23 protein-coding genes are annotated in these 21593 nt (G+C 64.1%); 16 read left to right on the top strand and 7 right to left on the bottom strand.

The window, feature by feature from the left end:
- Positions 1 to 98: 98 nt before the first annotated feature.
- Together ASN89_RS01140 and ASN89_RS01135 are read right to left on the bottom strand one after the other, a co-directional pair.
- Positions 99 to 1589, bottom strand: a complete 1491-nt coding sequence (locus tag ASN89_RS01140) for an NYN domain-containing protein (RefSeq protein ID WP_058047981.1) — start codon at positions 1587 to 1589, stop codon at positions 99 to 101.
- 111 nt (positions 1590 to 1700) lie between these two features.
- Entirely contained in the window at positions 1701 to 2789 is a 1089-nt protein-coding gene (locus tag ASN89_RS01135) for a dienelactone hydrolase family protein (RefSeq protein ID WP_235501818.1), read from the bottom strand.
- A gap of 266 nt (positions 2790 to 3055) precedes the next feature.
- Here ASN89_RS01135 and ASN89_RS01130 point away from each other — a divergent pair, with 266 nt between their 5' ends.
- Positions 3056 to 3427 carry a flagellar basal body protein gene (locus tag ASN89_RS01130; protein WP_058047980.1) on the top strand — a complete coding sequence of 124 codons (372 nt, stop codon included), beginning with the start codon at positions 3056 to 3058 and terminating at the stop codon, positions 3425 to 3427.
- A 16-nt stretch (positions 3428 to 3443) separates the two neighbouring features.
- Here ASN89_RS01130 and ASN89_RS01125 read toward each other — a convergent pair whose 3' ends face one another.
- Complete coding sequence (locus tag ASN89_RS01125; RefSeq protein ID WP_058048006.1) at positions 3444 to 4052, bottom strand: TetR/AcrR family transcriptional regulator; 609 nt, start codon at positions 4050 to 4052, stop codon at positions 3444 to 3446.
- Between the two features lie 140 nt (positions 4053 to 4192).
- Here ASN89_RS01125 and ASN89_RS01120 point away from each other — a divergent pair, with 140 nt between their 5' ends.
- From ASN89_RS01120 to ASN89_RS01110, 3 genes are read left to right on the top strand one after another with little or no spacing between them, the layout of a single operon-like run.
- Positions 4193 to 5254: a sugar phosphate isomerase/epimerase family protein gene (locus ASN89_RS01120; protein ID WP_058047979.1), complete on the top strand. Its 1062-nt coding sequence runs from the start codon at positions 4193 to 4195 to the stop codon at positions 5252 to 5254.
- 13 nt (positions 5255 to 5267) lie between these two features.
- Positions 5268 to 6140, top strand: a complete 873-nt coding sequence (locus ASN89_RS01115; RefSeq protein WP_058047978.1) for an alpha/beta fold hydrolase — start codon at positions 5268 to 5270, stop codon at positions 6138 to 6140.
- A complete protein-coding gene (locus ASN89_RS01110; protein WP_058047977.1) occupies positions 6137 to 7066 on the top strand; it encodes an alpha/beta hydrolase in 930 nt (309 codons plus the stop codon). Before ASN89_RS01115 ends, ASN89_RS01110 begins: the two co-directional genes overlap by 4 nt.
- 50 nt (positions 7067 to 7116) lie before the next feature.
- Here ASN89_RS01110 and ASN89_RS01105 read toward each other — a convergent pair whose 3' ends face one another.
- Both ASN89_RS01105 and ASN89_RS01100 read right to left on the bottom strand, forming a co-directional pair.
- Entirely contained in the window at positions 7117 to 7656 is a 540-nt protein-coding gene (locus tag ASN89_RS01105; protein ID WP_058047976.1) for a molybdopterin-dependent oxidoreductase, read from the bottom strand.
- 30 nt (positions 7657 to 7686) lie between these two features.
- Positions 7687 to 9666, bottom strand: coding sequence for a TonB-dependent receptor plug domain-containing protein (locus tag ASN89_RS01100; protein ID WP_200968931.1), 1980 nt, complete (start codon positions 9664 to 9666; stop codon positions 7687 to 7689).
- A 269-nt stretch (positions 9667 to 9935) separates the two neighbouring features.
- Here ASN89_RS01100 and ASN89_RS01095 point away from each other — a divergent pair, with 269 nt between their 5' ends.
- The 8 genes from ASN89_RS01095 (at position 9936) to ASN89_RS01060 (ending at position 18093) form a co-directional block, all read left to right on the top strand.
- A complete protein-coding gene (locus ASN89_RS01095; RefSeq protein WP_058047975.1) occupies positions 9936 to 10760 on the top strand; it encodes an IclR family transcriptional regulator in 825 nt (274 codons plus the stop codon).
- Positions 10761 to 10811: 51 nt separating this feature from the next.
- Positions 10812 to 11966, top strand: coding sequence for an acyl-CoA dehydrogenase family protein (locus ASN89_RS01090; RefSeq protein ID WP_058047974.1), 1155 nt, complete (start codon positions 10812 to 10814; stop codon positions 11964 to 11966).
- An 11-nt stretch (positions 11967 to 11977) separates the two neighbouring features.
- On the top strand, positions 11978 to 13516 hold the full coding sequence (locus tag ASN89_RS01085; RefSeq protein WP_058047973.1) for a class I adenylate-forming enzyme family protein: 1539 nt from the start codon (positions 11978 to 11980) through the stop codon (positions 13514 to 13516).
- A gap of 60 nt (positions 13517 to 13576) precedes the next feature.
- On the top strand, positions 13577 to 14743 hold the full coding sequence (locus ASN89_RS01080) for an ABC transporter substrate-binding protein (RefSeq protein ID WP_058047972.1): 1167 nt from the start codon (positions 13577 to 13579) through the stop codon (positions 14741 to 14743).
- 106 nt (positions 14744 to 14849) lie between these two features.
- On the top strand, positions 14850 to 15722 hold the full coding sequence (locus ASN89_RS01075; protein ID WP_035817692.1) for a branched-chain amino acid ABC transporter permease: 873 nt from the start codon (positions 14850 to 14852) through the stop codon (positions 15720 to 15722).
- Positions 15719 to 16693 carry a branched-chain amino acid ABC transporter permease gene (locus ASN89_RS01070; RefSeq protein ID WP_058047971.1) on the top strand — a complete coding sequence of 325 codons (975 nt, stop codon included), beginning with the start codon at positions 15719 to 15721 and terminating at the stop codon, positions 16691 to 16693. The genes ASN89_RS01075 and ASN89_RS01070 overlap by 4 nt, the downstream gene beginning before the upstream one ends.
- Positions 16686 to 17399 (top strand): ABC transporter ATP-binding protein, encoded by a 714-nt coding sequence (locus tag ASN89_RS01065; RefSeq protein ID WP_046683693.1) that lies wholly within the window; start codon positions 16686 to 16688, stop codon positions 17397 to 17399. Before ASN89_RS01070 ends, ASN89_RS01065 begins: the two co-directional genes overlap by 8 nt.
- Entirely contained in the window at positions 17392 to 18093 is a 702-nt protein-coding gene (locus tag ASN89_RS01060) for an ABC transporter ATP-binding protein (RefSeq protein ID WP_046683692.1), read from the top strand. The genes ASN89_RS01065 and ASN89_RS01060 overlap by 8 nt, the downstream gene beginning before the upstream one ends.
- A gap of 36 nt (positions 18094 to 18129) precedes the next feature.
- Here ASN89_RS01060 and ASN89_RS01055 read toward each other — a convergent pair whose 3' ends face one another.
- Positions 18130 to 19047 (bottom strand): HDOD domain-containing protein, encoded by a 918-nt coding sequence (locus tag ASN89_RS01055; protein WP_058047970.1) that lies wholly within the window; start codon positions 19045 to 19047, stop codon positions 18130 to 18132.
- 244 nt (positions 19048 to 19291) lie between these two features.
- Here ASN89_RS01055 and ASN89_RS01050 point away from each other — a divergent pair, with 244 nt between their 5' ends.
- The gene (locus tag ASN89_RS01050; protein ID WP_058048004.1) at positions 19292 to 19876 is read left to right on the top strand and encodes a DinB family protein; all 585 of its coding nucleotides are present in this window, start codon (positions 19292 to 19294) and stop codon (positions 19874 to 19876) included.
- A gap of 1 nt (position 19877) precedes the next feature.
- Here the strand turns inward: ASN89_RS01050 and ASN89_RS01045 are convergent, their stop codons facing one another.
- On the bottom strand, positions 19878 to 20270 hold the full coding sequence (locus tag ASN89_RS01045; protein ID WP_058047969.1) for a VOC family protein: 393 nt from the start codon (positions 20268 to 20270) through the stop codon (positions 19878 to 19880).
- Positions 20271 to 20353: 83 nt separating this feature from the next.
- Here ASN89_RS01045 and ASN89_RS01040 point away from each other — a divergent pair, with 83 nt between their 5' ends.
- From ASN89_RS01040 to ASN89_RS01030, 3 genes are all read left to right on the top strand, one after another.
- On the top strand, positions 20354 to 20893 hold the full coding sequence (locus ASN89_RS01040) for a GNAT family N-acetyltransferase (RefSeq protein ID WP_058047968.1): 540 nt from the start codon (positions 20354 to 20356) through the stop codon (positions 20891 to 20893).
- A 131-nt stretch (positions 20894 to 21024) separates the two neighbouring features.
- Positions 21025 to 21276, top strand: coding sequence for a hypothetical protein (locus tag ASN89_RS01035; RefSeq protein WP_035817681.1), 252 nt, complete (start codon positions 21025 to 21027; stop codon positions 21274 to 21276).
- A complete protein-coding gene (locus ASN89_RS01030) occupies positions 21273 to 21518 on the top strand; it encodes a hypothetical protein (RefSeq protein WP_046683688.1) in 246 nt (81 codons plus the stop codon). The genes ASN89_RS01035 and ASN89_RS01030 overlap by 4 nt, the downstream gene beginning before the upstream one ends.
- Positions 21519 to 21593: the final 75 nt, after the last annotated feature.

Here is a 21593-nt window from a genome sequence, read left to right as displayed (position 1 = left end):
TTAAGCCGGGCGTACAGCGACGCAGCAAAATGCCGGGGTCAGACCCGCCGGGACTCGGCGTCCCCGTCCGACCCCAGCCCTTGCGTTGGGGGCGTCAATCAAGCCGCTTCCGTCTTCTTGCGGGCCGGACGGCGCACCGGCGTCTTGCGCGGTGCCTTGGCCGGCTTGTCTTCCGCTACAGGCGCGATTTCCACCGGCGCAGACTCAATCACAGGTGCAGCTTCCACCACGACATCGATCGCCTTCTTGGCCGGCTTCTTCGCCGCTGCCGCCTTGCGGGCCGGCGTGCGCGGTTTGGCCTTCGGCTTCGCTTCGGCGACGGCTTCCACGATCGCTTCAACTACCGGCTCAGGCATGGTTTCCACCACCGGCGCCACGTCGACTTCGACAACTTCGGCGCGCGCTTCGCGGGCGCCATCGCCATTCTTGCGGCCGCCACGGCCATTGCGGCGCGAACCGCGCTTGGCGTTGCCTTCTTCGGCCACCACCTCGGCGGCGGCTTCTGCTACCTCGTGCTGCACTTCCGGCTGCGGCGCCGGCGCATACTGCTCGACGACTGCTTCGGCGTCGGCCACCGGCACGAAGGCCTGTGGCGCGGACTCGCCGCGGCGTTGTTCGTTCTGCTTGCGGCCGCCACGTCCATTGCGGCGCGAATCGCGGCGGCTGCCGCCTTCGCGCTGATTGCCCTCTTCCGCCGCCAGGCCGGTCTCGCCGGTGACGATGGCTTCGCTGGCCACTTCGCCGTTCACGGGCGCGGCGACAGGCACCAGGCCGCTGCTGCGGTAGACATAGGCGCCCGATTTTTCATCGCGGCCAAATTCCAGCAAGCCGCGCGTCTGCGCTTCTTCCAGCAGGTTGCCAAAGGTGCGGAAACCGTAGTACGACTCGCTGAAGTCCGGCTTGCGGCGCTTGATCGCTTCTTTCAGCATCGAGGCCCAGATCTTGCCGCTGTCGCCGCGCTCCGAGACCAGCGCGTCGAAGGTGGCAACGGCCATCTCGATCGCTTCCGTCTTGCGCGACTCGTATTTTTCCTTGCGGCGCACTTCTTCGTCGGGCGAACGCTTGGCCGCCGGAGTTTCGCGCGAGTCGCGCTTGGCTGCCGTGCGGCGGCTCTCGCGCACGAGGTCATCGTAGAAAATGAATTCGTCGCAGTTGGCCACCAGCAGGTCGGAAGTCGACTGCTTGACGCCCACGCCGATTACCTGCTTGGCGTTTTCGCGCAGTTTCGACACGAGGGGCGAAAAGTCGGAATCGCCGCTGATGATGACGAAGGTGTTGACGTGGGCCTTGGTGTAGCACAGGTCCAGCGCATCGACCACGAGGCGGATGTCGGCCGAATTCTTGCCGGACTGGCGCACGTGGGGAATTTCGATCAGCTCGAAATTCGCTTCGTGCATGGTGCCCTTGAAACTTTTATAACGGTCCCAGTCGCAATATGCCTTCTTGACAACGATGCTGCCCTTGAGCAGCAAGCGTTCGAGGATGGGCTTGATATCGAATTTTTCGTAGTTTGCATCTCGCACGCCGAGCGCGACGTTCTCGAAGTCGCAAAACACGGCCATGCTGAGGTTTTCTGGGGATGACGCCATAAGGGTGAATTCTCGCTGATGATAAGGGCGGACGGGAAGCGCAACGCCTCCCTTTTCGCCTAGTATATTCGCCCATCCCCCGTTTCGGCGACAACTATCGTGCGCGGGGGCCTATTGCGCGCCGCCGGCGGCGCTCACGCTGGCGCCGGCGATGGGCCAAACGACGCTTTCATCGACCGAATACAACTGGCACGGCAGGCTGCTGCTGCGCTGGCACGAAGCGAGCGCACGCACGTCGGGGCTTTCGCCCTCCTCGGCCCAGCCCCAGGCGCCGCTGGCCGACAAGGCAAAGGCGCGCGGCGCGGTTTTCTCGAGGAAGACGCGGTAGGCGGCGCGGCCCTGCTCTTCCAGGTAGGGCACGGCGGCGATATCGTCCTGCGGCGCGAAATGCGTGGCGGGCGGCAACGGCGCATCGGCCACTCGGTAGACCTGGCGCACCGGCATGCCGATCTTCTGGAGGAAGCGTTCGGTGGCGGGCAGCCACACGGCCACCCCATCGCGGCTGCCCAGGGTCAGGTGGGCGTCGCGCTTGAACGGGCCATAGGCGACCAGTTGCGCCTGGCCGCCGGAGCCCGTAAACGAGCGAAACAAACGCTGTGCCAGGGCCGGCCCGAAATAGGAATCGTTGGCGCCATACAGCCACAGGCTGGGAATGTGATTGTAGGCGCCCAGGGTGGCGAAGGTCTTCGCCAGCGCCCCTTGCCAGTCGCAGCCGGGCGTGTCGACGCGCAAGCCGCCGGAAAAATTGAGCACGCCCCGTACGCCGGGCACCACCCGGGTGGCCAGCGCCAGCGCCGCCAGGCCGCCATACGACTGCCCCGCGACGACGATGCGCTGCGGGTCGACCCAGCTCTGGCGGCGCGCATACGCGAGCGCGGCCAGCATGTCGCGCGCCTGGCCCTGGGCGTTGCCCAGCATGTCGCAGCCGAAATCGCGGTAGGCGCCCGTGGAACGGGCAAAGCCGGCGCGCATGGGCAGCATCACCGCATAGCCGCGGCGCACGAATTCGGTGGCCATATAGATAAAGCGCTCGCGCTGCTGCAGCCGGGCCGGGCCGGCCTGCTTGCCATGATTCATCAGCAACAAGGGGAACGGGCCGGGGCCGGCGGGGCGGAACACCGTCGTTTCCAGCGCCTCGCGCAAGCCGTCGCCGGCCGGCACCATGATGACTTGCTCGTTCAGGCGCGCATCGAGCGGCAACGGCGAGTGGGCAAGCTGGGCTTTCAGTGGCAGGCAAGGCAGACTGAGCAGAAAACCCAGGGAAATAGGGCGAAGCAGGTGAAAAATGGCGGACTCCGTGGATGACTTCCCTGCCAGTCTAGACAGTGAAATGCCACAGGACAATATAAAAAAATTACGTGACGCACATATTTTTTGCGGCAACCACCTGCGGAAAAAATGTTGCCTTGCGCCAACCACTTTTTCCGCTGACAGGAGTAAACTGGGCGCCTACTGAAGGAGTTGCCATGTCCATATCCGCCCTCACCACCGGTACCTCGGGGCTGACTGCCAACCAGCGCGCGCTGGATGTGGCCGCCAACAATATCGCCAATGCGAATACGCCGGGCTTCCAGCCGCAACAAGCCCAGTTCCAGGAAAGCAGCCCGGCCGGCACGGGCGTCACCCTGTCCGCCGAAGGACGCAAGCTGGCCGCCAGCGAAAGCGTCAGCGGCGCCAATGCGAATGCGGCCAAGGCGGCGGAAAGCCGTCCGAACGGCGTGGGCCTGGCGTCCGAACTGACGGATAACCTCGTCTACAAGGCCGGTTTCAACCTGTCGGCGAATGTCGTCAAGGCAGCCGACCAGGCCCTGGGCAGCCTGATCGACGTCAAGACTTGAACCCGGAGGCTATCGACTAGATAGCCTGGTTTTTCATTTCCAGCGCCAGAGGCGCCAGCGCCGGCGTGATCAGCGCCAGCAGCCGTTCGGCGGAAATGCCGTCGCGCGCCTGCACCGACAAGCCATGCAGCAAGGCCGCATAGTAGTCGCCCAGCGCCTGCACGTCCGCCTCTCCTTTTAATTCTCCCGCCAGCTGCGCCGCGCGCAGGCGCTCGATGACGGCTTGCGTGCGCGCGCGGCGGTGCTGCGCCAGCCAGTCGGCGATACCCGCGTTTTCCGCGCTCGTGTTCGTGGCGGCCGTGACCACCATGCAGCCTTGCGGCTGGCCGCTGCGCGTGTACAGCAGCACGGCTTCTTCCAGCATGCGCGCCACGGCGTCGCGCACATTCAGGCTGGCCGCCAGCGCATGCACGGCAAACGCGCCTTCGCCCGTTTCATACAATTCCACGGCTTCGCGGAACAGCTGCTCCTTCGAGCCGAACGCCGCGTAGATGCGCGCCGAGGCGATGCCCAGCGCCGCCACCAGGTCGGCCATCGATACGCCCTCGTAGCCGCGCGTCCAGAATGCGTCGCGCGCTTTTGCCAGCGCCAGCGCGCGGTCAAATTCCCTCGGTCTTCCTGCCATTTTCATCCTCTGCTTGCAAACTGGCGGCCAGTATAACGCCTGGCGTCGACGGCGCGTTCGCCAATTATTTTGCATGACCGCCTTGACCGAACAGAAAATTTCGCCTATTCTTTGTCGATCGACAAACAATAGGAGCCGATATGAAAACCATCCAAGGACCGAGCCTGCACCTGGCCCAATTCGCCGCCGACACGGCGCCCTTCAACACCCTGCCCGCCATCGCCGAGTGGGCGGCCGGCATGGGCTTCAAGGCCCTGCAGATTCCCGCCTGGGATGCGCGCCTGTTCGACGTGGCGCAGGCCGCGCACAGCCAGCAATATTGCGACGACCTGGTCGCCATGCTGGCGGGCCATGGCCTCGTCGTCAGCGAACTGACGACGCACATCCTCGGCCAGCTGGTGGCCGTGCACCCGGCCTACGACGCGCTGTGCGACAGCTTCGCGCCGGCACACCTGCACGGCCAGCCGGAAGCGCGCACGGCGTGGGCCATCGAGCAAGTCAAGCTGGCGGCCATGGCCTCGAAACGCCTGGGCCTCACCGACATGGGCACCTTTTCCGGCTCGTTCGCCTGGCCATATTTATTCCCGTTCCCGCAGCGCCCGCCCGGCCTGATCGAGACGGCCTTCGACGAACTGGCGCGCCGCTGGCTGCCCATCCTCGACGTGTGCGAGGAACAGGGCGTCAACCTGTGCTACGAAATCCACCCGAGCGAAGACCTGCATGACGGCATCAGCTTCGAGATGTTTTACGAGCGCGTGGGTCGCCACCCGCGCTGCAAGATGCTGTTCGACCCCAGCCACTTCGTGCTGCAGCAGCTGAACTACCTGGAATTCATCGACATCTACAAGGACCACATCCGCATGTTCCATGTGAAGGATGCGGAGTTCAATCCGACAGGACGGCAAGGCATCTACGGCGGCTACCAGTCGTGGGAAAACCGCGCCGGGCGTTTCCGTTCGCTGGGCGACGGCCAGGTCGACTTCAAGGCCATCTTCTCGAAGATGGCGCAGAACGACTACGCGGGCTGGGCCACGCTGGAATGGGAATGCTGCCTGAAAGACCAGGAAACGGGCGCGCGCGAAGGCGTGGCCTTCATCAACGCCCACATCATTCCCGTGACCGACAAGATCTTCGACGACTTCGCCGGCGCCCCCGTCAGCGCAGAGCAGATCCATCAATTGCTGGGCATCCAACACAACTAATCAGGGAAACACCATGAACGAATTTACACATGATTACGTGCGCATCGACGGCCAGCGCCTGCATTGCGTCATCGCGGGTACCGGCAACGGCAAACCCGTGCTGCTGATCCCCGGCTGGCCGCAAACCTGGTATGCGTGGCGCCACGTGATGGCGGCGCTGGCGGCGAATGGCTACCAGGCCGTCGCCATCGACCCGCCCGGCAGCGGCCACTCCGACCGACCGGCCGGCGGCTACGACACGGGCGCCGTGGCAACTACCCTGCACCGCGCCATGCTGGCCCTGGGCCATGCGCAGTACGACGTCGTCGGTCACGACATCGGCATGTGGGTCGGCTACGCGCTGGCCAGCGATTTTCCGCAGGCCGTGACGAAACTGGCGCTGACGGAAGCCGTGATTCCCGGCCTGGCGCCGGCGCCGCCGATTTTTGTCGCGCCATCGGACAACATCTTCCTGTGGCACTTCATGTTCAACCAGGTGCTCGATTTGCCGGAAATGCTCACGGCCGGCAAGGAGCGCGAGTACATCCGCTTCATCTTCGACCGCTGGTCATACCGCCGCGACAAGGTGGACGTCGACGTGTATGCGGACGCGTACGCCACGCCAGGCGCCCTGCGCGCCGGTTTCGCCTACTACCGCGCCATCCCCGAAACCATCCGGCAAAACCTCGAGCGGGCCAAGCGCAGCCTGGCCATGCCCGTGCTGGCCATCGGCGCCGACCATGCGACAAACGACGCGCCCCTGCTGACCATGCAGGGCAAGGCGGACAATTTGCAAGGCGCCATCGTCGCCGAGTGCGGCCACTTCATCATGGAGGAACAGCCGGAAGCGTTCATCGCCCATCTGCTGCCGTTCCTGGCCGGAGAAAAGTCAGGAAACAACGCATGAGCCTCGATCCGCTGATCGCCGCCTGGCTGGAACAAACAAGGGATGCGCCGACTCCCGCCTCGCTGGCACACTTGCGCACATCCACGGAAACGGGCTTGCGCCAGCTGCACGGGCCACTGGAAGACGTCGCGGCCATCAAGGATTACGTGCTGCCCGGCGAGCATGCACTGGCCGTGCGCGCCTATGTGCCGGCCGGCGCGCAGACGGGCCAGCCCTTGCCCGCCATCGTCTTTGCGCACGGAGGCGGATGGTGTCTGTGTTCGCTGGACCTGTACGACAATCCGTGCCGCGCGCTGGCCAACGCCACCGGCTGCGTGATCTTTTCCGTCGACTACCGGCTGGCGCCCGAGCACAAGTTCCCCGTGCCGCTCGACGACTTTTACAGGGCGCTGTGCTGGGTCGCCGAGCATGCGGCGGCGCTGGGCATCGATGCACGGCGGCTGGCCGTGGGCGGCGACAGCGCGGGCGGCAACTTGGCGGCCGCCGCCGCCCTGATGGCGCGCGACCAGGCCGGCCCCGCCCTGGCGCACCAGCTGCTGCTGTATCCGGCCCTCGATTTCGCCTTCGACACGCCGTCCTACCAGCGCCATGCGGAAGGCTTTTCATTGACCCGTGAAGCCATGCGTTTTTGCTGGTCGGCCTACCTGAACGAACCGGCCGACGGCGCGCATCCGTACGCGGCGCCATTGCGGGCCGCTTCGTTCAAGGACTTGCCGCCGGCAACAGTGCTCGTGTGCGAATACGACCCGCTGCATGACGAAGGCCTGGCGTATGCGCGGCGGCTGCGCGACGGCGGTGTGGCGGCCGATTGCGTGCAACTGGACGGCATGGTCCATGCGTCCATGCACATGGCGGGCTTGACGCCAGCGGCGCGGGGATTGTTCGACGTGGCGGGCCAGGCGATGAAAAAAGCACTGGCCATGTAAGAAAATCGGCCGCCGGGGATGGCTCCACGGCGGCCGACCTTGTCACTTCATTATTCCACCATCTTGCGCACCTCGATGGCGTTCAGCCACTTCACATGGCGCGGCCCCGTGCGGATATCCTTGGCCGAGATCAGGCCGATCTCGCCATCGTTCTCATCGAGCGCCTTGCCGTTTTTTTCGTAGTAGACGATCACGCCCTCGCCTGCCGGCGCGTTATACAGCTCGCCCCAGGAAAACACCACGGCATAACCATCGGTGGCCGTGGCGATGATGGCGAGCTTCTTGACGTCGTTGTGGCCGGGCGCATCGAGCGCCGCCTTGTCGAGGATGTCGCGCAGGCGCACGCCACGATAACTGGTGATGGTTTCGGCCTTGTCGCCATTGTGGCGCGTGACGGCAAGCTCGCCGCCATTGGCCGGTGGCAGCTGACGCAAGTCCGCCACCTTCAGGGTCAATGGCATTGCCACCTTGCCCGTCACGGTGAGCGCGTGGCTCATGTTGTCACGCGCTGCTGGTGGCGCGGCACACCATGCGGGCGCCGCCGCCAGCAGCGAAGCAGCCGTACAGGCCGAGAAAATCTTCTTGAACATGCTAAGTCCTTTCATGGAACGATCAAAAAATCAGAACTGATACTGCGCATTGGCCAGCCACGTGCGGCCCGCGCCGGGAAAACCGTCGGCCAGCGCGTAGTTGCGGTCAGCCAGGTTGCTCACGCCCGCTTCCAGGGTCAAGGCCGGCAAGGGGCGGTACACGGCCTTCAGGTTCAGCGTCGCAAAGCCGCCAAGTTCCAGCGTGTTCGAGACCCAGCGCCCGCTGTTCGCTTGCGCGATGGCCACCACGTCGACTTGGCGCGCCGCGTGCAGCACGGCGTGCGCCGTCAGCTTGTGGCGCGGCACATCCGTCAAGCGCATGGCGCGGTCGCTGACATTTTTCATGTCCGTGTACGTATAGTTGCCGCCGAAATCGAGCCGGGCGCCGGCGCGTCCGCGCAAGCCCAGTTCCACGCCGCTGATGTGCGCCCTGCCCGCGTTGCGCATCTGCGCGCGCACGCCGGAGACATTCGCCACGCTCTGGATCTTGTCCTTCACGTCGCTGTAAAACAGCGCCGCTTCCAGGCTGGCGCCCTGCGCGTTTCCTTGATATCCCACTTCATAATTGAGCGCCTCCTCGGCGCGCAGGTTCGGGTTTTCAATATATGTGCCCAGGCGCTGCGAGTAGCGGTCCTTCAGCGTCGGCAGGCGCGACTTGCGCGCCACGGTGGCGTACACGCGCGACGCTGGCGTCACCTTGTGAAACAGGCCAGCCTGCAGGTCGGTGGCCGACTGATTGCCCGGCAAGGTATAGGCGTTGCCGGCGCTGTCAACCGTGTCCGGGCGCAGGGCATTGCGCGAGGCGCCCAGCGACAGCTGCGTCGCTCCACTCAGGGCGATGCTGTCTTCCGCGCCCAGGGTCCACAGGGCATCCTTGTACCAGGTGGTGCGCACGCCCTTGCCATCGCGTTCCTGGTGCTCGTCGGCCTTGTAGCTGGCCACAAAACGCAGGCTGTGCGCGGCCAGGCGAAATGATTCGAGTTCCACGGCGCCGCCATTCGTGCGGTCGTTGTAGATGCTGCGCCCGCCGCTGACGCTGCCCTGGCCGCTGTTCTTCAAGACCGTGTAGCTGCCGTTCGTGTACGAGACGATTTCATTGTCGTAGCTGTCGTGGTACAGGCGCAGTTTCAAACGCTCGGCCTCGCCCAGGCGCGTCTGCGAACCAAAATACACGCTTTCCTTGTTCCAATAGGGCCATTGCCAGTAGCGCGCGCCTGCGGGATTCGTCGATGGCGGCTGGCCCTTTTCGCCATGCTGCTTGTAGTAACTAAGAGCGTATTCATCGCCGCCTGCGGGCGTGTAACCCACCTTGAACGACAGCTTGTGATCCTTGCGATATGAGTTGTTACGCATGCCGCCATCTTCCGTGGCCGTGGGGCGGAAGTCGGACGACAGGGGAAAGCTGTCGCTGTCGATCCAGGACACGCCGGCCTGCAGATACCACAGGCCCTGGTTCGTGCCCACATTGGCCGACACCTGGCGCTCGCTGCCCGAGCCAAATCCCACGAACACATCGCCTTCCGTCAACGCTGTCGGCTTGCGCGACACCAGGTTGATGGCGCCGCCCAGGGTATTGGCGCCATACGCCACGGAACTGTAGCCTTTCGCCACCTGGATGGCGGCCAGGTCGGCAGTCGTGAAGCGATTGAAATCGACATAGCCGTCATACGGCACGTAGACGGGTATGCCGTCGATATACAGCGGCACCTGGCGCGCATCGAAGCCGCGGATGGCGATGGTTTTTTCATTGCGCGCATTCGTCGACAGGGACACGCCGGACAGCAGATTCAAGGCGTCGCCCACGTTGTCGCGGTTGAAGCGGCGCATCTGGGCGCGGCTCACTTGCGTCCCCACCTGCTGCTCCATTGCGCCAGCCTGCTCGCGCTGGCCGACCACCGTCACCGTGCCCAGCACGAACGGCGCCGCCGCATCGACGTCTTCCATGCCGGCGACCTGCTGCGCCAGCGCCAGCAGCACGGCGCCCGTCATTACCTGTTTCACCATCATCATCTTGCTCTCTTCCGTTATATATCGCCTTATATAGCGACATGCAAAAAATCGGCCGCTTCTGCGGCGGCCATCACGCAACAGCGCAATATATAGACGTATATAGCGATGCTCAAGCAGCAAGGCCGAAAACCGCTGCGCAGGTCAATTTTCCAGGTATTTTTCATGCACCGCAGCATTTCGCTGTGCGAACGAATGTTTCACAAAACGGTTGACACGCACAATTTGGCTAGGCAAACTGATTTCCAGGGAGCCTGAAAATGAATGCAAATATGATAAATATTCAGACCGCAGCAGATCCGGAACTGATCGTCTTCAGCGACGACGAGGAGGGCAAGGACCGCCAGTTCGTCAACGCGCTGGCGCGCGGGCTGGAAGTGCTCCGTTGCTTCCGCCCCGGCGAAGTCTATCTGTCGAACGCGGACATGGCCAAGCGCACGGGCATCCCGAAGCCGACCATCTCTCGCCTCACCTACACCCTCACCAAACTCGGCTACCTCAATTATTCGGACAGCCTGGGCAAGTACCAGCTGGGCGCCGGCGTGCTGGCCCTCGGCTACCGCATGCTGTCGAACCTCGACGTGCGCAAGATGGCGCGCCCGCTGATGGAGGAACTGGCCGAGCATGCGCAGGCATCCGTGTCGCTGGGCACGCGCGACCGCCTCAGCATGGTGTATGTGGAGACGTGCCGCAGCAGCGCCAATGTCACCCTGCGCCTCGACGTCGGCTCGCGCATTCCCCTGATGACGACGGCCATGGGCAAGGCCCTGCTGTGCATCCTGCCGCAGGCCGAACGCGACTACCTGATGGACCACGCCAGGGTGCACGAGACGGAACGCTGGCCCCGCATCAAGGCCGGCATCGAACAAGGCTTCAAGGATTACCAGGACCGGGGTTTTTGCATCTCGGCCGGCGAGTGGCAGAACGACGTGCATGCCGTGGGAGTGCCCATGCTGGGCGCCGACGGCGAACAGGTGATGGCCTTCAATTGCGGCGGCCCCGCCTTTTTGCTGTCGCGCGAAAAACTCGAATCCGACCTGGGACCGCGCCTGGTGGCCCTCGTCAAGACAGTGGAAAAAAACCTGGGCCGCGGTTAGACTGCGCGCCCCCTCTCAACGACAGATCAAATCAAAGCGCCGAGGAAACCGATGATACGCGACGAAGAAACCCTGAACATCCTGCTCGACAGCATCGCCCGTTTCGTGCGCGAAGTGCTGGTGCCGAACGAGGCGCTGGTGGCCGAAACGGACACGATACCGCCCGCCATCGTGGCGCAGATGCGCGAGCTGGGCCTGTTCGGCCTGTCCATTCCCGAAGCCTACGGCGGCCTGGAACTGAGCATGGAAGAGGAAGTGCGCGTCGCTTTTGAAATCGCCCGCACCTCGCCCGCCTTCCGCTCGCTGATCGGCACCAACAACGGCATCGGCTCGCAAGGCATCGTCATCGACGGCACGGAAGCACAGAAACAGCACTACCTGCCCAAGCTGGCGGCGGGCGAGATCATCGGCTCGTTCGCGCTGACGGAAGCGGGTTCCGGTTCAGATGCGGCCTCGCTGCGCACGACGGCCGTGCGCGATGGCGACTTCTATATACTCAACGGCAGCAAGCGCTATATCACCAACGCGCCGGAAGCGAGCATCTTTACCGTCATGGCCCGCACGGACCCCGTCAAGCGCGGTGCCTCGGCCATTTCCGCCTTCATCGTGGAAAAGGATACGCCGGGCCTCTCGCTGGGCAAGATCGACAAGAAAATGGGCCAGCAGGGCGCGCATACCTGCGACGTCATCTTTGAAAATTGCACGGTGCCGGCCGCCAACGTCATCGGCGGCAAGGAAGGCGTGGGCTTCAAGACAGCCATGAAAGTGCTCGACAAGGGACGCCTGCACATCGCCGCCGTCTGCGTGGGCGCGGCCGAACGCATGCTGGCCGACGCCCTCGCCTACGCCATGGAGCGCCAGCAGTTCGGCCAGCCCATCGCGGAATTCCAGCTGATCCAGGCCATGCTGGCCGACAGCAAGGCGGAAATCTATGCGGCGCGCAGCATGGTGCTCGACGCGGCGCGCCGGCGCGACAACAAGGAAGATATTTCGACGGAAGCATCGTGCTGCAAGCTGTTCGCTTCCGAAATGTGCGGCCGCGTGGCCGACCGCTCCGTGCAGATCCACGGCGGCGCGGGATACATCAGCGAATACGCGGCCGAACGCTTCTACCGCGACGTGCGCCTGTTCCGCATTTATGAGGGTACGACGCAGATCCAGCAGATCGTCATCGCCCGCAACATGATCAAGGCAGCGCAAAAGTGAAGGAGGCCGCGATGGACATCCCTTCCCTGCTGGCCGGCCTGCCGGCGCGCCTGTCGGCCATCCCCGCCTACTGGGCCGCGCGCGCGCCCGATGCGCCGGCGCTGCATGAAGGTGACCGCCACTGGACCTACGCTCAGCTGCAGCACAGTGTGGAAAACGCCGCGCAGTTGCTGCGCCAGCTCGATGTGCGCGCCGGCGACCGCCTGATGGTGGTGGGAGAAAACGGCGCGCTGCAGGTGGCGCTGATTTTCGCGGCCGCCAGCATCGATGCATGGATCGTCAACGTCAATGCGCGGCTGTCGGCGCGCGAGATCGACACCATCGCCACGCACAGTTCCGCGCGGCGCGTGCTGTTCCTGGCCGGCGCCTCGCCGGAAGCGGCTGCCCATGCGGCGCGACGCGGTGCCAGCGCTGTCACCGTCGATGGCATGGACCAGCTGCTGGCAGGCGAATTGAACGAGACAGCCATCGCGGAAGACACGGTCCCCGGCAACGAGCAGGTGGCCGCGCTGATCTACACGACGGGCACGACGGGGCAGTCGAAAGGCGTGATGCTCACGCACCGCAACCTGCTGTTCATCGCCGCCGTCTCCAGCACCTTGCGGGGATTGACGCGCACCGACCGCGCCTACGGCGTGCTGCCGATTTCGCACGTGTACGGCCTGGCCTCGGTGGCCCTGGGCACCCTGTATGCGGGCGCCGCTTTATATCTGGTGCCGCGCTTTTCCGTCGATGGCCTGCTGGCCGCATTGAAAGACGATGAGTTGACCATCGTGCAGGGCGTGCCCGCCATGTACGCTAAGCTGCTGCAAACCCTGGGCGGCGCGGAGACTCCCCTGCCGACGCGGCTGCGCTTTGCGTACGCGGGCGGCTCGCCGCTGGCGCCATCGCTCAAGCACGAGGTGGAAAAACTGCTGGGCACCGCGCTGCACAATGGCTACGGCATGACGGAAAGCGCGCCCACCATCAGCCAGACGCGTCTGGAAACGCCGCGCCTCGACGATTCCGTCGGCACGCCGATCCCGGGCGTGGAAGTGCGCGTGGTGGACGTCGCCGGCACGGATGTGGCGCCAGGCGAGCCGGGAGAACTGTGGATACGCGGGCCGAACATCATGGCCGGCTATTACCGCGAGCCGGCCATGACGGCAGCCACCATGCGCGACGGCGGCTGGCTCAACACGGGCGACATGGCGCGCCAGGACCCTGACGGCGCGCTGTTCATCGTGGGCCGTACCAAGGAACTGATCATCCGCTCCGGCTTCAATGTGTATCCGCTGGAAGTGGAAACGGCCCTGAACGCGCACGCTTCCGTGGTGCAGTCGGCCGTGGTGGGACGCTCCCTGGAAGATGGCAACGAGGACGTCATCGCCTACGTGGAACTGGACCCGCGCCAGCCCGCCAGCGTGGCAGAATTGCAGGCCTGGCTGGCGCAGACCCTGTCGCCATACAAGTGCCCGTCCGCCATCATCGTCATGGAAGCGCTGCCGGCGGCCGCCACGGGCAAGATTTTAAAGGGGCAGCTGCGGCAAATGGCGCAGAATGCACGATAAGTTGACCATGTAGTACCAGACACGACAATAAAACCAAGCCACATCACCGGAGGAGACACGATGAAACGCACCTACACACGCATCGCCATGGCAGCGCTGGTTGCCAGCGCCTGGATGACACAAGCCAGCGCCGACGAATTCCTGGTCGGCGCGGAAATCCCGCTGACGGGCAACCTGGCGCGCGTCGGCGCCGGCATGCAGGAAGGGATCATGGTCGCGGCCGAGGTATTCAACAAGACCAACGGCAAGCACACGATCAAGATCATCACCGTCGACGACGAATCGGCGCCCGCCAAGGCCATCGCCGCCGTGGAAAAGCTGGCCAGCCAGGGCGTGGTGGCCATCACGGGTGGCTATGGTTCGAACAATATCTCGCCCGCCTCGGACACGGCGAATAAACTGGGCCTCGTCTACATCACTTCGGGCGGCGTGGACGACAGCCTGGTGAGCAGCGGGCGCAAGAATTTTTTCCGCATCAATAACACGGCCGGCTACGAAAAAGCCATGCTGGGACTGCTGCAGGACGTGGGCGCCAAGTCCGTCTCCATCGTGTATTCGACCAAGGACGCCACCACGGGCCTGGCGAAAGACGTGGAAAAAGCCCTGGCCGCCAAGGGCGTGAAAGTGACGACGCACTCGTTCGACCCGGCCATTACCGACTTCAAGCCCATCATCAACAAGATCAAGCTGCAGGATAAATCGGAAGTCGTGGCCATGGTCGGCTACGAAAACGATTACGTGGGCATCATCCGCGCCGCACGCGTGCTGAAACCGAAGATCAAGGCCATGGTGGGCGTGTGGTCGCTGGCCACGCCGAAGATGGCGGCCGACTTCCCCGACCTGATGCCGAACGTGTTCGGCACGGCCCTGCTGCCCTTCCCGACGGAATTCAAGACAGCCGACGGCAAGGCCTTCAGCGACGCCTACAAGCAGCTGTACAAGAAGGAGCCGGACTACCTGGGCCAGTTCGGCTATGTGCAATCGATGCTGCTGTTCGAAGCGATCGCGCGCGCGGCCGACAAGGGCACGCTCAAGAAAGGCGGCGTGGCCGAGGAAATGCGCAAGACGGACCGCGAAACCTTGATCGGCCGGGTGCAGTTCGCCGCCAACGGCGACAACCAGAATTTCGTGCACCGCATGGCGCAGCACCAGGACAAGAAAGTGGTCATCGTCTGGCCGAAGGAACACGCGACAGGCAAGCTGGCCTATCCCGCCCTGCCCTGGTAACAGCAGCCTCCCGCTGCACACGCGCGCGCCTGCCGGGCGCGCACCGATGAACGGCAGTCCTGCGCAGTGTAGCTACTGCGCCAGGACTGCCTGACGGGATGACGACATGACAGAATTAATCTTGCAGGCCCTGTATTCGGGTTTGCTGCAGGGCGGCTCCTACGCCCTGATCGCACTGGGACTGGCGCTGGTCTTCGGCACCATGAAAGTGATCAACCTGGCGCACGGCGAACTGGTGCTGCTGGCCGCCTACATCGCCTACAGCGTGGAATCCGGGCTTGGACTCGGCCCCATGTTCGCCATTCCCATCGCGCTGGTGATCGTCAGCCTGACATCCGTGGGCGTGTACCTGATCGTCAGCCGCATCAAGAAAGACCGCGAAATAAATTCGCTGATCCTCACCTACGGCATCGGCGTGATCCTCACCAATTTCATCCTGCTCGTATGGAAGGCCGATATCCGCTCGACGTCGTCGAGCTGGCTGCAGGAAGGTTTTGAAATCGGCCCGTTTTTCAGCATGCGCAGCGAAGTGATTTTCTTTGGCGTCAGCCTGGTGCTGATGGCGGCCCTGTGGCGCTGGCTGTCGACCAGCTGGTATGGCCGCGCCGTGCGCGCCGTCTCCAGCAACCGCGACGCGGCCAAGCTGATGGGCATCGACCCGGGCCGCACGGAACTGGTGTCCTTTCTGGTCGCCGGCATCCTGGCCGCCTTCGCCGGCGTCGCCCTGTTCAGCTATGGCGTGATCCAGCCCGCCTACGGCGGCGCGCTGACGGTAAAAGCCTTCATCATCACGGTATTGGCCGGCATCGGTTCGATTCCCGGCGTGCTGCTGGCCGCCGTGCTGCTGGGCGTGGCCGAAGCCTTGACCGTCACCCTGGCCAGCTCCGCGCTGCAGGAATTGTCCGGCATGGTGCTGTTCCTGCTGGTGCTGTTCATCATGCCGAACGGCTTGTTCGGCGCACAACGGAGGCGCGGATGAAGCGCTCGACACTGATCTCCACGGCGGGCCTGCTGCTGGCCGCCTACGTCGCCGTGCCGCTGGCCCTGGGCGCCAACCAGTATGTGATGAGCATGGTGGTGGCGGCCCTGATCATCGGCGGCGTGGCCATGTCCTGGGCCCTGCTGGGGAATTTGGGCGGCATGGTCAGCTTCGGCCATGCGGCGTTCTTCGGCGTGGGCGCGTATGTCTCCGCGCTGGCCACCGTGAAACTGGGCCTGCCCGTGTTTGCCGCCATGCTGCTGGGCGGCGCGGGCGCGGCCATCGCCGCCGTCATCATGCTGCCCGTGCTGCGCCTGCGCGGGCCGTATTTTGCGCTGGCCATCCTCGCCTATGCCCACATCTTCCGCATCCTGGCCACGGAATGGAGTTCCGTCACGGGCGGCGCCGGCGGCATCAACAATATTCCCACCTTGCCCACCGTCTTCGGCTTCGATCTGGCCAGCAAGACGGGCGCCTACCTGGTCGTGCTGACCCTGGTGGTGGCATGCGCCTTTGCCTACAGCCGCATCCGCGCCAGCCATTACGGCATCGCCTTGCGCGCCATGCACGACAGCGAAGACGCCACGCGCGTCGTCGGCGTCAACAGCACCTTGCTCAAAGGCGCGATGCTGCTCGTGTCGGCCTTCATGGCGGGCCTGTTCGGCGCCTTCAACGCCCATTACATCAACTTCCTGGAACCGGACTACGCCTTCAACAGCCTGTGGGTGACCTTGCCGATCGTGGCGGCCATCTTCGGCGGCTACCGCACGATACTCGGCCCCGTGCTGGGCGCCGTGGTGGTCTACCTGGTCGACCAGCTCATTTTCAAGTCGCTGATCCCTACCGGTCACCAGCTGGTGCTGGGCGTGCTGCTGGTGGCGATGATCGTCTTCAGTCCGAACGGCTTGCTGCCGCTGCTGCAGAAATGGCTGAAAAACGCGTTCAAAGCGAAGGAGAAACAACATGCTTGAACTCGATAATGTATCCGTGCGCTTCGGTGGCCTGACGGCCGTCGATTCCGTCACCTTGAACGTGGGCAGCCACGACGTGATCGGCCTCGTGGGCGCCAACGGCGCCGGCAAGACCACCCTGTTCAATGCGATTTCCGGCCTGGTGCGTCCCACCAGCGGCGGCATCCGCTTCGAGGGGCGCGACATCATGGCCACGCCCATGTACCAGCGCGCGCGCCTGGGGCTGGGCCGCACCTTCCAGATTCCGCAACCGATGCATGAATTGACGGTGCGTGAAAACCTGATCGTGGCGCAGCGCTTCGGCACGGGCAAGGTGGACCAGCGCAAGATCGATGAAATCCTCGATTTCACGAGCCTGGCCGACAAGGCCGGGCGCGACGCGGCCAGCGAACTGGCGCTGACGGAATTGAAGGCACTGGAGGTGGCCAAGGCGCTGGCCACCAATCCGAAGCTGCTGCTGCTTGACGAAGTGCTGGCGGGCCTGGAAACGAACGGCAAGCGCCGCTTCATGGGCATGCTGAAGGACTTGCACGCCGCCTTTGGCGTGGGCATCGTCATGATCGAACACGATATCGAGACCATCAGCAATCTGTGCCAGCGCGTGGCCGTGCTCAATTTTGGCCAGCTGATCGCCGACGGCACGCCCGATGCCGTGTTCCGCGATCCGGCCGTCATCGAAAGTTATACGGGAGCCGCCCATGCTTAAGATAGAGAATCTGCGCGCCGGCTATGGCGCCATCAATGTGCTGTGGGATGTGTCGCTGGCTATCCAGAAGGGCAAGCTGACCACCATCATCGGCCCGAACGGCGCCGGCAAGACCACCCTGCTGCGCGCCATCATGGGACTGCTGCCGGTCGGCGCGGGCAGCATCGCGCTCGACGGCGTGGCCATCAACGGCACGCCGACGTGGAAGATGAGCGACGCGCGCGTGACCATGATTCCGGAAGGACGCATGACGTTCCGCGACATGAGCGTGGAAGAAAACCTGATCATGGGCGCATTTCCGAAGGAGCACCGCAGCCACATGCCGGCGCGCCTGGCCGAAGCCTACGCCATGTTCCCGCGCCTGCACGAACGCCGCAAGCAGCTGGCCGGGTCACTCTCCGGCGGCGAGGCGCAGATGCTGGCGATGGCGCGGGGCTTGATGTCCGACCCGTCGCTGCTGATCATCGACGAACCGTCGCTGGGCCTGGCCCCGCTGGTGGTCAACGAGCTGTTCGAGATCCTCGCGCGCCTGAACGATGGCAAACGCACCATCATCCTGGTGGAACAGAACACGGCGCGGGCCGTGGGCGTGGCCGATCACGTCTACCTGATGCAAAGCGGCAAGGTGGCGCTGTCGCAGGCGGCGCTTGACGTCGACCTCGAGCACCTGCACGAATTGTATTTTGCGCGCTGAGCGATATCAGCCGGAATCAGCTGCACGCGGTTGGCATCACGCCTCGTCGTCCTCGTCGTCCTCGTCGGCCAGCTTGTCGAACACCAGCAGCTCGCTCTTGCCCAGCCCAGCCATGACGAAAGGATCGTCGGCAGGAAAGCGGCCCGTATCGACCAGCATGCGCAGCTTGCTCAAGCGCTCGCCCTGCGCCAGCGCTTGCGCCTGCGGATCGGCATCAGCCTGCCCCGCATGCCCGATCGCGCGGGTCACGGACTCTGGAAACTCCCATAATTCGGCGATCCGCACCGACAGGATGCGCGCCTGCGCGAACACCTGGGCAATGAAGGCGTCCGATTGCGGGAATGCATCGGGCGCATGCATCTGGTCGATGAGACGGAACGCCACCACCAGGCCGACATTGGCCATCAATCCCGCCAGATACGCGTCGAAGGCATTGGCCTGCATGGCGGGCGCGACCAGGTTGGCCGCCAGCGCGCATTTCTCGGACTGACGCCAGATCAGCGGCGCCGTGCGTATGGTCAGCCCGCCGCTTTGCATGCTGACGATGGGGCGGAAGGCGACGCGGGCCAGCAGCATGCGCATGCCGTTTTGCCCGAGCAGCATGATGGCGCCTTCCATATTGTTGATCGACGGGCTGGCGTTGTAGCGCGAATGGTAGCGGGGCCGGTTCGCTTCGCGGTAGACCTCGGCGACCAGCAGCACGTCCTGGGCCAGCTGACGCGACAGCTCTGCCGCGCTCATGTTTTCATTTTGCAAGGTCCGCATCAGTTGCGGAATGATGGCCGGAATGCGCGGCACGAGCGCGGCGCCGGCGACCGGTTCACGGGCCAGGCGCGTCAATTCGTCCAGAATCTCCTGTTCGGCCTGCGGCGTAGCCTGCGCCGAACCCGCGGCCGCCAGCCAGCGGTAGTAGATGGCGTCGATTTCGGTGATGGTGGCCGGCTGCCGTGCCATCTCGGATGCTGCCGCAGCAGCGAGAGGCGCAGGCTTGTTTTTTTCGTCGCCGCCGTTCAGTAATTTTCCTATCCAACCCATTTTGTTCTTCCAGCCCTATCTGCATCACTATCGCGAAATCCGCCCCGCGATTTTACTTGATGATGGCAGCGCCGGTGGGGCGGACGTGGCCGCTTTGTCCACCTGCCGCAACATGCTACAGTGGCACGACATGCCCCCTGCCATGCTCGACAAGCGACCCATCATGAACAATCCACTTGCACACTACATCACCAGCCAGGCGTACAACAACGCCTGGGCCAACCACCGCCTGCTGAAAGCTTGCGGGCAACTGACGCAGGCCGAATTCCAGGCCACGCGCGTCAGTTTTTTCCCCACCATCCAGTCCACCCTGAACCACATCCTCACATGCGACTGGTTTTATCTCGACGCGCTCGAGCGCGAGCTGCGCGGCGAAGCGCCCCATGCCGACTGCTATGTCTTCTTTGAACAGGATGAACCGTTCACGGATTGCGCAACCCTGCACGCGGCCCAGCGCGCATCGGACCTGCGCCTGATCGCCCATTGTCGCAGCCTGTGCGATGCGGACCTGGCGCGGCCCGTGACGATATTGCGCGACACGCCGCAAGTCGACACGCGCCAGCGCATGCTGGCGCACCTGTTCCAGCACCAGATCCACCACCGGGGGCAAGTGCACGCCATGCTGGCCGGCACGCGCATCGCGCCGCCCCAGCTCGACGAATTCTATTGCGCCGGCGAGGCGGACGAGCGGGTACAGGATTTCCTGGAACTGGGCTGGACGGAAGACGATATCTGGGGCCCGCGCTGAATTATTCCTCGGCGTGGCAGCAGACGCACAGCTTGTTGCCGTCCAGGTCGCGGAAGTAGGCGCCATAGTAATGGGCGTGGTAATGGGAGCGCAAACCGGGTGGCCCTTCGCACACGGCGCCCAGCGCCAGCACGGCCTGGTAGCAGCGGTCCACCTGCGCGCGGCTGGCTGCCAGCAAGGCCATCATCGGCCCATTGCCGGGCGTAGCGGGCAAGCCGTCATGCGGCGCCGTCAGCACGAACAGGGGCCGCGGCGCATCCTTCGCCATCCAGCCGGCCCAGGGCTTGGCCGGGTCATGAAATTTTTCGATCAGATCGAGTTCGCCCAGCAAGGCCGTGTAGAAGGCGTAGGCGCGGGGAAAGTCGTTGGTGCCGAGGCAGATATGGGACAGCATGCTGCTCCTTCATGAATGCAAGCGGGTGTGCGGCGAAATGCGCGAGCTGATTATAATGGCGCATCGCTTTCCGACACGCTCCCATGCCAGACCTCGACCGCCTCCAGCTGCTTCCCCCTTCCAGCGCCGACCTCCCCGCCTTGCTGGCCTTCGAACTGGAAAACCGCGCGTATTTTGAAAACTGGGTCACGGCCCGCGCGCCGTCCTACTATCACCACGAAGCCATCGCCGCCGCCATCGAGCAGGCGCAGCGCGAACGCGAGCAAGACCGCGCCTACCAGTACCTGGCCAAGCTGGACGGGCAAATCATCGGCAGGGTCAACCTGACGGGCGTCACCCGCCCCTATTTCAACAAGGCAGTGCTTGGCTACCGCATCGGCGAACGGTTCGGCGGACGCGGCTACGCCACGCGCGTGGTGGCCCTGCTGCTGGAAGAGGCGTTCGGCGCGCTGGAACTGTGGCGCCTGGAAGCGACGGCGCGGCCGCAAAACCTGGGCTCGGTCGCCGTCATGCAACGCAACGGCTTTCATCAGTATGGCAAATCGGAACAAGCCATGTTTTTCCAGAATGCCTGGTCGGACCTGCTGTATTTTGAGCGGCGCAACACGCAATCCAAGGCCTGAGATAGCGCATTTTTCCGTCAGCAACCCGACTTTTATCCTATCAGGGGCGAATTTGTGACAACGCAAAGCAGCGCGATATTGGACTGATAACGTCAAGGTGCGGGAATCTTCCCAACCTTGCCAAGTCCAACATGAAACTGCGGCTACGCCTGTTCGAACACGTGCTGGTGGTGCTGGCTTTGGCCGTCGTCATCTTTGCCGCCGCCATCGTGCTGGCGCGCATGACACAGTGGGCGGAAGCGCGGGAGCTGCCCGCCTATCTCGTGCAGGGCATGCACCTGGTCGGCAAGGTGCTGTTTTTCCTGGACGGCTGTATCGTCATCGCCGTCAGCAGCATCCTGGCCGCCCGGCTGTTCCGCATGCTGACCAAGGAGGATTTATGAACAATCTGCACTACCTGCTGACGCTCCGGCATCCGCGCCGCTTCTGGTACAGCGCCATCGTCATCACCGTGGCCTCGGCCATCGTGCTGGGGCCCTGGCTCGACAGCATCCCATGGCTGGTGGCCATCCCCTTCGTGGGCGGCGGCTTGCTGGTGGCGCTCGGCGAGCTGTGGGATGACATGCACGGCAAGCGGCTGCACAATGGCGGCGACGACACGCAGACACCGTGCAGGCACCCTTGAAACCGGTATGGTGATGCGTGCACGCAACAGCGGTCACGCCATGCCTGCCATTTGCCTGCCCTGCTGCCATATTTA

Source organism: Janthinobacterium sp. Ant5-2-1 (assembly GCF_001445815.1).
GTDB classification, from domain to species: Bacteria; Pseudomonadota; Gammaproteobacteria; order Burkholderiales; family Burkholderiaceae_D; genus Janthinobacterium; species Janthinobacterium lividum_E.
Note: the sequence above shows the minus strand (reverse complement) of the source record. Positions and strands in the feature narration are given on the sequence as shown.